Origin of the sequence: Bacteroides sp. AM16-13, from assembly GCF_003602705.1 — a bacterium.
Lineage (GTDB): Bacteria > Bacteroidota > Bacteroidia > Bacteroidales > Bacteroidaceae > Bacteroides > Bacteroides xylanisolvens.
In genome coordinates, this window is the sequence record NZ_QTLK01000036.1 from 29,621 (window position 1) to 44,094 (window position 14,474).

Annotated in this window: 11 protein-coding genes; all 11 read right to left on the reverse strand. The window is 41.4% G+C overall.

Going from position 1 to position 14,474, the window contains the following annotated elements; translation table 11 throughout:
- Positions 1-65: 65 nt before the first annotated feature.
- On the reverse strand, positions 66-944 hold the full coding sequence (locus tag DW173_RS21775) for an AraC family transcriptional regulator (RefSeq protein WP_118219389.1): 879 nt from the start codon (positions 942-944) through the stop codon (positions 66-68).
- 122 nt (positions 945-1,066) lie between these two features.
- Entirely contained in the window at positions 1,067-1,615 is a 549-nt protein-coding gene (locus DW173_RS21780) for a Crp/Fnr family transcriptional regulator (RefSeq protein ID WP_009039845.1), read from the reverse strand.
- A 40-nt stretch (positions 1,616-1,655) separates the two neighbouring features.
- A complete protein-coding gene (locus DW173_RS21785) occupies positions 1,656-3,020 on the reverse strand; it encodes an MATE family efflux transporter (RefSeq protein ID WP_120145215.1) in 1,365 nt (454 codons plus the stop codon).
- Between the two features lie 260 nt (positions 3,021-3,280).
- Positions 3,281-4,810: an STM4011 family radical SAM protein gene (locus tag DW173_RS21790; protein WP_120145219.1), complete on the reverse strand. Its 1,530-nt coding sequence runs from the start codon at positions 4,808-4,810 to the stop codon at positions 3,281-3,283.
- Positions 4,811-4,821: 11 nt separating this feature from the next.
- The gene (locus tag DW173_RS21795; protein WP_120145216.1) at positions 4,822-6,096 is read right to left on the reverse strand and encodes an STM4012 family radical SAM protein; all 1,275 of its coding nucleotides are present in this window, start codon (positions 6,094-6,096) and stop codon (positions 4,822-4,824) included.
- Complete coding sequence (locus tag DW173_RS21800) at positions 6,093-6,947, reverse strand: STM4013/SEN3800 family hydrolase (protein ID WP_015532890.1); 855 nt, start codon at positions 6,945-6,947, stop codon at positions 6,093-6,095. The genes DW173_RS21795 and DW173_RS21800 overlap by 4 nt, the downstream gene beginning before the upstream one ends.
- Positions 6,934-7,944, reverse strand: a complete 1,011-nt coding sequence (locus tag DW173_RS21805) for an STM4014 family protein (RefSeq protein ID WP_015532891.1) — start codon at positions 7,942-7,944, stop codon at positions 6,934-6,936. The genes DW173_RS21800 and DW173_RS21805 overlap by 14 nt, the downstream gene beginning before the upstream one ends.
- 3 nt (positions 7,945-7,947) lie before the next feature.
- A complete protein-coding gene (locus DW173_RS21810; protein WP_120145217.1) occupies positions 7,948-9,021 on the reverse strand; it encodes an STM4015 family protein in 1,074 nt (357 codons plus the stop codon).
- A 215-nt stretch (positions 9,022-9,236) separates the two neighbouring features.
- Complete coding sequence (locus tag DW173_RS21815) at positions 9,237-10,370, reverse strand: OmpA family protein (protein ID WP_182019569.1); 1,134 nt, start codon at positions 10,368-10,370, stop codon at positions 9,237-9,239.
- 402 nt (positions 10,371-10,772) lie between these two features.
- The gene (locus DW173_RS21820) at positions 10,773-12,359 is read right to left on the reverse strand and encodes an ATP-binding protein (RefSeq protein WP_083444196.1); all 1,587 of its coding nucleotides are present in this window, start codon (positions 12,357-12,359) and stop codon (positions 10,773-10,775) included.
- A gap of 682 nt (positions 12,360-13,041) precedes the next feature.
- Positions 13,042-14,247 carry a cupin domain-containing carboxymuconolactone decarboxylase family protein gene (locus DW173_RS21825; protein WP_049702501.1) on the reverse strand — a complete coding sequence of 402 codons (1,206 nt, stop codon included), beginning with the start codon at positions 14,245-14,247 and terminating at the stop codon, positions 13,042-13,044.
- Between the last annotated feature and the right edge of the window lie 227 nt (positions 14,248-14,474).

Sequence of the window (14,474 nt, forward strand, 5' to 3'; positions counted from 1 at the left end):
TGATGCGAAAGTAGAGAAATAGAAGAAACACGACGTAATAAAAAGAAAGGGGAAAATAGTACTTTTTACGGTTTATGTGTTTTCCGATAAAGTAATGGAGTTTCTCCCGTATGTTGCCGGAAGCTGCGGATAAAATAAGAGACCGTTGAAAAGCAGAGTTCAAAAGCAATATCCGATATGGGGACGTTTGTATAAACGAGTAGTCTTTTAGCCTCATCCATCACTTTATTCTGAATATATTGTTTGGCGCTGAACCCCATTGTCGAGGTTACCATCTCATTCAAATAGTTTGAAGTAATGCAGAGTTTATCCGCATAATACTGAACCGAGTGTTGCTCTTTCGAATGGATATTTACCAAACTCATGAATTTACTTACATGGTTATTAGACGCTTCCCTGCTCCTGCCCTCCTCTATCGAAGTCATTTTAAGATAAGCCCGGTCCAATAACATCAGGACTTCATAAAGCAACGCTCTCAATACATGCACATCGTTTTGTTGATACGAGTCGATCTCCATCTTTATATGATGCAAAATTTGGAGTATACGGGCATAAAGTTCATCGGGCAAATGCAGTCTTGATGAAAAGCTTTCCAGCTGAAAAAACGAAAGATGCTGTACAAACAAAGAATCTTTAAAAAGGGAAGACAAGAACTCTTCCTCGAAAATCAGCGCATAACCATTGATGATATGACGCGTATCCCAGTTCCGGATTTCTCCCGGTTTAGAGAATAAAACGTCACATGGGGTTACTTCATAGGTTTGGTTATCGACTGAAAACGTCCCTTTACCTTCTGTTATAAAAGTAACATCATAATAATTCAACGTATGAATAGCACTTTCAGCCAAGAACTTCTTCACATATTTCAGTTCTACCACATCGACCAAAAGTTCGCTTCCATACTTATTCTTATAAAAAGTATATCGAGGTATTGAGTTTTTCATTTGGAATACAAAAATAATATTCCTTACCAAATAATCCAAAGACTTTTCAAACTCAATTTTGAATAGTCAATGAACCATCTGATAAGGAATACATAGAAAAATAGATGTCCAGGTTATATTTCCTATTTAGAACTTCCAGCCATATATCCCAAACTGGTTACATCGGCACCCAGATAATGAGTAATATACTTCAAAGGTACCCTGTACAGAATATCCGGGATTTCTGCCAATAAAGAAAGATACCTCTCTCTTACCGTCAGTTTGCGAACGTTCATATTCTCTTCTTCTTTAAAATAGAACTGATATTCCATCAGTTGACGAACCAAGTTGGCAAACGAAATAGATGTTGCGCACAACTCTTCAATCTCCTCTTCGCTGATGTAATAAGCAGCACATTTCGTCAGCGCCTTTACAGCATACTGACTGGAGTTATAGCACAATACAGCATCCCCTTCAGATAAAAACCGGATGGTTCTGTCCTCTCCTTCATGGGTCGTGTATGTATGCAGAATGCCGGAAACAATAATATACAAGCTCTGCTCGGGCATTGTGGCAGATGCAATCGTTTCTCCTTTATCCAGATACACCATTTCCATACGAGCCAACAGCTCTTTCACTTCTTTTTCATCAACCTGATACTCAAAACAGAGTTTCTTCAAATAAGCTTCCATACAAAATAGATTTTAGTTAATATATGTCACTTAAAAACACCTAATTCGACATAGCAGGCATCAATGTGCCTCTCAAGTATAATTTCCTTTGCGTATATCGCAAATACCAGATACAAATCAATAATGAAACCGCCGTTGAAATGGGTGGAGCAAATCCCATGATAAACAGCGACGAGCTATCCATCTGACTGAACCAGTATGACAATGGTATACGGAACAGGAAAGTAGCTATCAGACTGTGAATCATCGGGAATAACGAGTTCCCTTGTCCGCTGAAATAAGAATTGATGCAGAACACAAAACTGACTACGATACAGTCGATGCTATATCCCCGCAGGTACTCTGCTGCCATTGCCACCACAGCGGCATCTTTCGTAAAGAAAGCGGTAAGCGTCTCCGGCAGGAATTGCGAATACACGCAAACCGACACACCGAAAACAAGAGCAATCCCTATTCCGGAAGCAAGACATTTATTCATTCTCTTGATAAGTCCCGCCCCGTAATTTTGTGCAGTCATGGTTGCCACAGCCGATGATATAGCCATCGGAGGCAGCATGGCAAACACTATGATTTTCTCAACAACACCTAAAGAAGCAGATGCAATGACTCCCATCTGATTCACAATGACAGTGATTATCAGAAATGAAACATTGATTAAAGCATCTTGCAAAGCAATAGGCGCTCCCAATACCATGATCTTTTTAGACAGATTCCGGTTCAAACGGATATCCTTCCGTGAGAAATCAAAGTGGAATCCATGCCGGTATAAGAACCAAAGCGCTATTCCAAAGCTGACGCCTTGCGCGGTTACAGTAGCAATAGCCGCTCCTGTAGCTCCCCAATGGAAATAGCCGACCAGTATAAAATCGAGCATTATGTTGATTACACATGCCAAGCCTACAAAATAAAGCGGTGTCTTTGAATCACCCAATCCACGCAGGATACCACATACAACGTTATACCCTATTATGAACAGAATACCAGCCGAACATACCAGAATATAGTTTTTAGTATCAGCCATCGCTTCCGCAGGCGTGTGCATCAGTTCGGTTATCTGCCCATGAAATGCCAGCATGACCAAGGTCAGCAAGACTCCTACGATTGAAAATAGCCACACGGAAGAACCGATTGTAAAAGCTACTTTCCGGTCATCTTTTGCTCCGATAGCGATAGCAATCAGCACGGTTGTGCCTGTCGTAATGCCAAGAATAATACCCGTAATCGTCTGCATCACCTGACTGCCGATAGCCACAGCCGCCACACTTGCCGAATCATCATATTGCCCCACAACAAACAAGTCGGCTCCACCATAAAGTGCCTGAAGCACATTGGCAATAAGAAAAGGCACTGCAAATTGCAGCAATACCTTCGGAACACTTCCTTGTGTCAAATTTAACTCTTTCATAGTTTCTCCGCTACTTTACCTCTTATCTTAAATTGTTACAATAAAAAATAGTGCCGGACAAGCGAATGATTTACACCATTCATCTTATCCAGCACTATAATTATCTATTATAGCACCCTCCGATGAGGATTTTTATGCCTGTCCCTATTTTCGGGCTGCAAATATGGGCTTTGTTTTTATAACTACCAAATTATAACTGATTTTTATTTTTGAATGGTACAATCAGGTATCAATGTGAAGCTTTTATTGCAGTCGCTTTTCTACTCCCGGAAGCGGAAGAAAGCAGCCAATCGGTCCGGATTCAGCGTATAGCGGGCACGTTCTTTTAAAAGTGGTTCGGCGTTCATCACTGCACAAGAATGAGATACTACTGACATCATCTCCCAATCCTTCAATGAATTTCCGACAACCAATACTTGGTCAAGGGGAAAAGCTAAAGCCTTGCATATATGAAGCACTCCTTTCCGTTTGTCAACTTCCTTATGGATAACCGTAATAAGAGGTGGTTTATAAAACACCTGATAAGGTTTCTCTTTTAAGCGAGAAAGAATATTTATTCTCTCTTCCTTATCATAAACCAGCATGCTGTATTTATAGACTTGACCTTCATAGCTATGCGCCGTTATCTTTGCGGATTCTTCGTTTATGTCCAGTAGTAATTCAACCGGCATACACTGGCTCTGCCCGCCATATACCAGTAATCCACCGTCGGCAAACACCCCTCCTTCAAACAGGCTGAAAAGAGCCCTGCCTAACTTTCTCCGCGCCTGTTGCATAGATAAAGAAGTAGCAAGATATAAGGGAACAAATTGCGCTATGTACCGCAAAGCATGGGCATAACTTTCCGAAACCCTTCCCTGGGCATCGGTAAGTGTTCCATCCACATCAAAAAACACGGAAGTAATGAAAGGCTTATCCGGGATCCGCCAAAATGCACCTTTTCCCATTATCCGATGCAAAGGATGATTAGTCAAATTACTGAAAGCAATGTAACAGTCACAAACCTTCCGCCGACAAGGAAGCAAGGGGTCCAAGATCTGATTCTGATAAAGATTTCCTATCTTCACCTGACTTCTGGGACAGCCAAAGATATCTCCTTTCCAATCAATAAAACAACTACTTCTCCCTCCCGAACAGATATCCCATTGAGCTGAAGCGTTTTTTAAATCATACTCAAAAAGGTTATCCAGTTGCGTAAAGAAACGAATATCTTCTACGCTCAACGGAGACTTCAAACCTTGCATAGCATTAATAAACAAGTAAATATCCGGCAAAAGAGCATTTCGCAAATCGCTAAGTACACTTTTTGCCATCGGATTGCCTACCGCTCCGGCACAGACCTGTATTCCTGCATTATAAAGTGTATGAAGTCGCCGGACAAAACTTTCTACTGAAGTCATTTCCGGATGAAAGCTGGCCCAAATTTTTATCTTACTTATCAATGTCGGTGTAGCCGGAAATTCGTCCAGCCATTCATCAGCAGAAAAAGAAAGATTAGTCTGACAGGAAATTCCAGCCACTTGTGGCAACGCCGCTAAATGAATGATCCCTTTCCGATAATAACGATGTATCAATGCTTCACCGTAAGGAATGATAAATAACTGCAACGGGCCTCCTTGCCATTGTTCAATAGCCGTAATAAAACGGTTCCACGCCTGTTCATCCTGCGTAGTGGCTGTCAGATGTGACTTTTTACCGAACGGACAATAAGAGCAGGTATAATTGCAGCTATTCAATTTACCGCGATAATAGATACGCTTGATGGAAAGTAAAGACCCCTCGTTTTTCATTTCCATTTCGTTCAATAAGAATAAGTTTCCATCAGCCCTCTTATTTCAGGGGTAATGAACAACTGACCAATATAATCAGAGTATCCCATTCCTTCGGAAGTAAGACAAATGCGATCATCTGTATTTTCTATCCATTGCCGTTCTGCCAGTTGCCGGAATAATGGAATATCATCCGGTGATTCGCCAAAACGACGCTCATATTCGGCTTTATCAAGCCCCATATAATACATCAGATTTTTAATGATGAAACGTTGCCTTCGTTCTTCTTGAGAGAGAATAAATCCATTGCGAGCTACTGTAAAATCAGCAGTGCCCATATAGTCATCTATCTCTCCGGCAATGCAGTGTTGAGAAACAGTATACCGGGTGGCATAATGCAAATGACCCAAGTAACTACGTCCACCGGAACCACACGAAAGCATCACTTCATCTCCACAGGAAATTTCCGCATCAGTAGACGGATGATGAATAAAACGCCGCATCGAAGTTTGTAGAAAGCCTCTGTCTTTCAACAGATCACGGGCGGCACAATACATCCGGAAACAGACATCATCAGATTCCCGCTCCGTGATAGCTGTTCCCTGTCGCACATATAACGGATAGATAAAGAGTTCGTTAGGCTGAAACAGAAGAGCCTGCTCCAACGAATAGAGAAAACTATCCACTGTTTGTCCTTTGATTCCGTAAATCAAGTCGATATTAAAAAAAGGAAATTCCATCTTCCGGATAGTTTCCAACGCCTGATTGATCGTGTCTTGCCGGGGACGTCTTTTCAAAGCGGTTAACTCTTCGTTGAGAAAACTTTGTATACCGATACTTATACGAGCCACTCCTGCCTGTTTCAACCATGTCAAACGGGCAGGATCAGCATACTCCGGTGATGTTTCTATGGAAGTAAAAGCATGTGAAGGATGGACTCCGAACAGGGCAGCCGTCTCCAATAAGTATTCCAGTTGGGAAACGGTGAGAAGCAATGGCGTGCCTCCTCCAATGGCGAAACTATCAAATATCAGTCCGGTGGTGAGAGGTGACAATTGTTGTGCCTGCTTATGAAGGGTTTCCAAATAAGTTGCGATATAATCCGCACGATTGGTTTGTAGAGAAAACAGGTTACAATATCCACATTTATGACTACAAAAAGGAATATGAAAATAGAGTGATGCCTTCTGCCCTTCCACCTGTTCCAGGTAAGGAAGCAGCGAAACCGGAGATGGAAAAGGACGATAGGCAGTTTTATGTGGATAGCTATACATATAGTCTACATATCGTGGTAGCGGTTGATTCATTGTTTCGTTAAAATAAAGTGTTTGTAAGGGACTGTATAAACCGTTTCGTGAGATATGCAATGGTATTCATACCCATCTTCACCATAACAAGTGCCATGATCGGAAAGGGCAATCACCAGCGTATTGCTCCGTTTCTGAAAAGCCTGAAACAAACGAGGTAACTGACTGTCAATATATTGCAGGGCAGCCGCATGTGATTCTTTATCATCTTTCATTTTACCCTCCACATAATGACAGTTCGGATAATGGATAGCAGAAAAATTGATATACATAAAGATCCGTTTGTCGTCCGGATAGTTTTCTAGTTTTTTCAATGCAAAATCAATCTGTTTTTCTGTGCTATCGGGCGCTGTGCATCCAAAGGTAGGCAACCAATAACTTTTAGTAAAGTAACCGGGGAATACACGCCCCAGCTCATTACGCTTGCTAAAGAAGTTTACGCCACCTATACAAATCGTTTCATAGCCTGTATGGGCAAGGCTCTGCACAAAGGTTGCTTCTGTAAATGGATAACTTCCTTTAGGCGGAATACGTCCTGTACCCGCCTGTACGGGGAAAAACAACCAGTTACGGCTACGCAACGAATGAGGTTCTGCCGGAGAAGGCAGAAATCCGGCAAAGATGGCAAAATGAGACGGGTAAGTGAAATTTCCCGGAGCATGTCTTTTCTCCCATTCTCCTCCATGGCTGTTCAGTACAGGCGTTCTTCCGGCCGCTTCTTCCTCTTTGCTGACATCATACCGCAAGGTGTCAAAGCAAAGCATCAATATATCATGAGTACCCACCACCTGATTCATATCCAGATCCGGATGACGGGTCTGTTCGCCAGCCGGCAGTTCATCTATTTGCATGGTTATATTTCTTTTTTATGTTTTTTATTTGTTGAGTATAAATAGAATTATGAGCAAACATATCCTGATAAACATGGTCTCCTTGTCCGTTGACTTCTATTATATAAGGAATATCCGTCCCTCTTTCTATCAATACATCTACTCCTGCATAACGCAAATCCAAGGATTGCACAGCTTCCTGACATTGAAAATAGATTTGTTGCCGTACCTCTTCGGATAGAGACAATTCATTCCACCAATGCGCCTTGTTGTTCAGGTGTAAATTCGTTATGCTTCCTTTGCTGCATCTCACAACGATATAATCTATTTCAGACTCCCGGCACACTACCCGAAGGTCGTAATTTTCTCCTTGCAATTGTGCTTTAGGAATCCATTCTTCGAGGATAGCTTCTGTTTGTATCACAGCTTCTGCCAACGGGATTATCTCTTTTTCCACGCTCAAACGATTGATTCGTTTGGTATTATGAATCACTCCGTCCACTTGCCGCAGCGTAGTATAGACTATCCACTTATTCCGGTTGGGCTGATAACGAATCGCCATAATGCCTCCCGCACCCGAACCATAACGGGGTTTTAAAAAGCATCCTCTACCGCAATCGGCAAGAAGCTGCCGTAACTCATCGAAAGAGTGTGGAGACGGTAACATCGGAGTCACTTTCAGCCCTTTGTCCATCAAGACTTCTTTTGTTTCCTTTTTATCAAGAGCACGCAACAAAGCATCAGGAGTATTTAAAAAGCACACATCATCAGGCAGGCTCATCTCGCTCAAACGTTGCAATGTCTCTTTATATGCCTGATTCAACAGCGCATATTTCAGGAAATCAGTTTCATCACTTACACAGGGTTCCAGTTTGATAACTGCCTGCCGCAATAGCGGCAAGCAGCTAAAAAGTTCCTCATAAGTCATAAAACAAACTTCTGTCTGCAAGTGCTTACCTGCTTCAACAAAGTATTCTATACGTTTGGATAAAGAGTTGCTGACAACGATTATCTGCATCTCCTATTCTGTAATCATCGGGTAATACCACAATTCACCATCATATTCATCCGCCTCTTCGGTTTCGGCAATGTCTATTTTCATAGGAAGGTTCTGCAACTGTTTCTTCATGTCCTTACTCAAATAATTATAGCGCATATTGATAAACTTCAAGTGAGCGATTTTATCCATATTATCCAGCAATAACTGTGCACCTTCATCTTTCAGAGTACCGGCCGAAATATCCATGGTTTCAAGTTGAGGAAGAATATCCGATTCCAGGAACATTTCTACAATGCTGTCCTGTTCTTCAGAGTTAACAAGCCCCAGATAGGTCAGCTTCGGGAAACGCTCTTTGGAGAAAAGCGGACGGAAGATCTCAATATCACCTTCAAATCCGTAATCTTCCACACCAACATATAGAATCAGTTTTTCCAGATTGGGAAAATCAGAAGCAAGAATGTCCTCTACCACTTCAGTAGGCAGACCACCACTGATTATTTCCAGCGACCGCAACTCCGGACGTGAAGTTCTTCCCAAGCGCAGATTGTTTGTTCCTTTTATTTTCAGATCCTTCAATTTAGGCATACTATCGAGCAGCGGACTAAGGTCGGCTTGTTCAATCCATGAAATCTCCTGTTCTTCCTGTTCAATATCACCCCAAAACAGGCCTTCTATCTGCGCAAACTTGTCCTTATTTTCAATGAGACCTTGTAACAAAGCCGAACAGTCATCACCTTCATAATCCCAACAGCCAATCGTTATTTGCTTATATTCAGAGAGATGCTTGTCTTTCAATATCTTATCCAAAAGCTTCACATCGTTTTCATACTCATCATAGCTCAATGTATATTTCTTAGCTTCCACTTTCATTTCACGTGCTGTTTCTTCGGCAGTTTCCACATAACCTTTCTTTGTCTTCTCTGCAATCAGTTTGTCGGCAGCCTTTTCAGCTTCTTCAGTAGTTGCGTAGTTTTTCACTTGTGTTTGTCCGGCAGTCCCCAGCTTACCATAATTTACAGTAACATCTGTCCCGACTACCTCTATACTCCAGAATTTCTGCGATTTAAAATCTTGAAAAACGAATACTCTCTTCATAATACAGTTTTTAATGGTTGATATTTGCACACTCAACACAGAACGCGCATGAACAATACTTGCAAAAATAGCTATTTTATGTAATGTACAAAGAAATCTGTTTACTAATCTTTCAGGCTTATTCAAAAATAAGCCGCTTATCTATAAAACCAGTACATACAACAAAGGCTGCCTTTTGGGCAGCCTTCATTATTCTATTTATGTAATCTATCTGTTTAATCTTCAATCGTACATATACTTACACGGTTCCAATCCGGTTCGGTAAACATATCGCCTACGCCCTGACCTTCAGCAGTGATGCGGGATGCACTAATCTTGTATTTATTAACAAGGATAGTTTTTACAGCCTCTGCACGTGCAGCAGCGATTCTTGCGTTGACCTCCACACTACCTTCCGGAGAAGCGTATCCTTTAATAACTACTTTTGCATCGGCATATTTCTTCATGTAGGAAGCTACACGTTCCACGTTAGGAAGTTGGGAAGCGTCAACCGATGATTTACCTTGTCTGAAAGTAATGATAGATTCAGGCACACGGGCGGTTTTCACTACTGTCTCTACCGGAACAACCTTTGTACGGCAGGCTTCAAGTTCTTCTTGCAGTCCGTTGATGCGCTGGTTGGCGTTGCTGATCTGACCGTCTTTGTTATTCACTTCCGAACGAAGCGCATTGATGGAAGAGTTCAATCCGTCAATTTCAGCTTGGTTGTACACTCTCACTTTTGCAAAATGATGTGTTCCGTTACTTGTCTTAAAGTGATATGTCAATCCGGCTGTCAATTCGAAACCTGCGTTATTGGCATTGAAACGGCTCTTTGTTTCGGGGTAAGTGCCTTGCATATCATATACAATGGCAGGTTTGATACCCAATGTCCATGCTTTGCTTTCGCCCAAGTTGAAGTTGAAATTCAATCCCAAACGGGTAGACCAAGTGTTCTGATCTCCATCACCATTCACATAATAATGTAACCAGCCCATTCCTGCAACGGCTTCCACTTCAAACAAACGGGGTTCGCCTTTGTAACCTGCAAACAGGTTCATCAGGTTGACTTTACCCAATACGCTGACGTCAGAAGCATCGAAAGATGTTTTACTCGGAGTAGTATTAATGTATCCCATTCCTTGGAATCCCAAACCGAAGATAGGAGTTAATTGCTTGGAAACTCCCACTCCAAAAGCAGGACGCATACTTTTAAAGAAAGCACTGTGAGTAAGGGGAGTGATTGCACCGGCATTGACTTCCACAGACCAATTGTCTGTTACTTTTGTACCTTCTACAACTGATTGGGCATTTGCTGTAAGTCCACCCAATATCAAGGCTAATAAAATAATCGATTTTCTCATAATCATAAGTTTTATAATGTAATGTTTTATCTGCTAAATCATTAGAAATGCTTTATTTGTCCATATCTAACTTTCTAGTTCATTTTTTAATTCGTTATTCACTTTAAACAACATATCATATCAAAAATTAGTTCGCAAGCCTGGTAGCCAATTAACATCTATTACATTTTCGAACAATCTAAAATATGAAAAATAGAACATCGACCGAAAGTTGTCAAAGGAAACATTAAAATCAACGTATATATCACATAGAGAACGGAATAATGGAAGATATAAGCTATCGTTTCCTTCCTCATCCTTCCAAAAAGATTTCTAAAAAAAAACGCTCAAACGGATGCTGTTTTTACCGTTTGGGCGTTACTTTTTGGGTTTGAAATTATATACTATACTTTTATTATCAATTCCCTACTATCCTTCTTCCTCTACTAACCATCGACTCAAATTGCGTTCTTCCTTACTGAACTCTGCACCTATTTTCACTATACGGCAACCATTAGTAGTATAAGGTATGAGATAGCCGCGATTATCAATCTGCGCCAATGCTTCTTCTGCGGTACCGTTTAGCTTAAATTCGAAGACATAAACAGCATTTGCAGTTTTCACCACAGCGTCAGCACGTCCCAGGGCACTTTGCACTTCGGCGTTAATAAACTGCCCCAGTAGTTTAAAAACAAGATAGAATACCACTTGATAGTGACGCTCTGTCTTATCATTCAGTTCGTAGGGGAAATCGGCAAAGAACGCACGAAGGCGGGTGAGGAAAGCCTCAACATCTCCTGCCCTTAGTTCTTTTACAAACTGTCCGATATAGAAGGGGGCTTTCGATTCATCCAATGAGGTATAAAACGGAGTGATAAAATTAAGAAAGCCATACTTCACCTCATCATTGGGGTAACCCAGCTTGTAGAGACGCAGTTCTGTATCATATCCTTTAATGGTCAGATAGCCGCTTTGATAAATCATCGGCACAGGGTTGTTTACGTCAGCACGGTCGTCGGTAAGAGAGGCAGCAGTTACTTCCAATCCGTCCAGTTCACGCAAATCATAATGGGTCTTCTTCAGCATTTCGGCAAGGAAAGTGGGTGTTCCGCTGGCAAACCAGTAATTCTCAAACATCCCGCTCCTAAGCACATTCAGTATGCTGAACGGGTTGTACATACCTTCCTTACGGACATAGTTGAAATGATATCCGTCATACATACGAGTAAGGTATGCCATACAGTCTTCTTTTGTCAAACCGTTCCTTTCTGCCAACCGTTCCAGTTCCGGGACGAAATTGGCTTCAATTTCCGGGCGGGTCATACCACAAAGAGCATTGTATTGCGGGTCGAAGCTGATATCGATCAGTTGGTTGAGAGTGCTGAATATACCCATTTGAGCAAATTTGGTCACTCCGGTGATAAAGACGAAGCGCAACCAGGGGTCTGCATCCTTCAATACAGTGTAGAAAGCTGTGAGCATTTCGCGGAACTTACTTTGTAATTCCGGGTTATGCATAGAGCGGAGCAGCGGTTTATCGTACTCGTCAATAAGAACAACTACACCACGACCAGTCTGTCGGTATGCCTCTTTGATAACTTGCATGAAACGACCGGAATAACTCAAGCCTTCCTCGCTGATTCCATAGTTTTTTTCCCAACTACGAAGTTGCAATTCGAGTCCGTTTCTCAATCCTTCTATTTCAGAGTAGTCTTCGGCATTCAGGCTAAGATGCAGTACAGCGTGTTCGTTCCATTCTGTTTCAAACTGTTCAATGGCAAGTCCTTCAAAAAGTTCTTTCTTTCCACAGAAATACGCTTCCAGCGTAGAAAGCAGCAGACTTTTGCCAAAACGACGCGGACGGCTAAGGAAATATGGATTGCCCGTTGAGGCAAGTTCGTAGACAAATGCTGTTTTGTCAACATACAAATAGCCGTCGCGACGAAGTCTCTCAAAACTTTGTATTCCGATAGGCAGATTGCGCCGGGGTCCTTTCAAACGGTCCATGATATCCATAACTTCTTCTCTTTATAAATGAAACCTTTGCAAAGATAACAAATCTTACAGTGAATCGATCATCAAATATGAGGTTTTATTATCTCGTCCTGCAAAGTTTCCGACAGATAAAAACAGGTATTCAAGGTGCATTTCAAAACAAAGCTGATAGATAACATAGAGTAACAATAACAAGAATAGTGGAGGAACTATATTTTATAAAATTAAATTACCCAGTCAACATATCAATTATTATTACCACAACCACACAAGTTTCTACCCTTTAGAGAAAGGTTATACAAAAAAGATAACAACCTACCACATAAACATAAAGAGCGTTATTAATAAATACTGTGACCGTTTATTATAAACGTCCCCCCTGTTTATTATAAACTTTAAAATCTGAATTTGCAAAAATATATTCAATAATAGGTTACAAAAAAGGCTGCGAACTCTGTAAAGTTCGCAGCCTTTGGGCTATATCTGTTGCCTTATCCCCTAGTATAAGCTAAGGGAATGAGCTAAGTTCGTTGTAATATTATACTATTTTCCATCCATTTCATATCCATATTCCGTCTCTTTTTTCATTTAGTAATCATTCGTTTCATACTTTCCCGGACTACAAATATATAACATTAAAAAGCGTTTGTCAAGTCCCGGATAGATTTTAATCGTTATCTTTCGGGATGCATCAATGTCTTTATTATTTTTCCGGAATCACTTCGTTCAGACAGGCTATGGCATTGAGTGTGCGCGGATAACCAATAAATGGCAAGAGTTGCGTTACGACTGCCAGCAACGTATCTTTATTATTCCCTACGTTGGCATTTCCCTGTATGTGACTTTTTACCTGCGATTCACAGCCGCCTAAAGAAACAAGTATCGAGAATGTAATCAGTTCGCGGGTCTTTACATTCAGTCCGCTACGTGTCTGATAGTCGCCGAAACAGTTGGCGGAGAGGTAACGTTGGATGTGCTTCTGATTGTCGGGAGCGTTCTTATGCATCTGTTCTATCCGTTCACCAAATATGGATTTCTGCAATTCCAGTCCCTTATTGAAACGTGTTTCGGATGATACAACCGATTGTCCTTCCAAAGGAAGACGCACGCCACGGGCGAGCAATATATCATTGGTGATACCGATAAAATCTCTGACCTTAGCCATGCCCGCATAGGCTACTGACTGGTAAAGGATTTCTTTTATTTCTATCGGAGCAATGCCTTCATTAAGTGCGCTTTCGAGTGTGATGCGGTATTCGGCCTGCGCTTGTGAAGCAATATTGGATGCCAATGTTACCATAAGACGGGGTTTAATGTCCAGTGCACCGTATTCTTGCACTTCTTTTGTAAAATTACTAAATATATCGTCCAATTCAGGATCGGTAGCTTGCAGTCCGATTGCTACGTTATCTTTCGTTACTTCGGCATACTGTTGGTCATCCACTCGTTCCAACCATGTATTCTGGTTGGTCTGCGGATTGCATCCGATAGCCAGATGTGAGAACCAACTATCGGGAGCGGCGCCATGCCAGTGTTCTATGTTCGGAGCAATTTCAACCACATCACCGGGAAGTAAACGGCGCGCCGCTTTACCACGTTCCTGATAATATCCCACACCGCCGACGGCAATCAGGAGTTGTCCACCCGTATGGCTGTGCCAATTATTCCGACAGCCAGGCTCAAAAGTAACGTTGGACATGGGTACATTCAAGTCTTTGTTACCAGTCAGCGGTGCCAGCCAAGATCTACCCGTGAAATATTGTTCGAATCCTGTATTCGCTTTTCCTACCGGAAATGCGCTGATGTTTTGAGGTACTTCTTCTTTTTTCATATTCTGTGCATTTATAGATTGCATCGGGATTTGCATCATTCCGATGGCTGTTACAATAATAAAAAACAATTTTCTCATATAATACGTACGGTTTTTATTGTTTCTCTCTGATAATGCAAAGTTAGCTATTCTGTTCCAACTCTTTATGATACAAATTACGGATATAGAAACCCAAATTACAGATTTTGAAGTATGTGTATTTTCTACACATTACGAACAAGAAGTTTTTACCACAATACAGGTAAATTATTTAATAATGCGAATCAGTAGTTGAAATCACTAGCTGATTCAGTTAGTTAAATTGT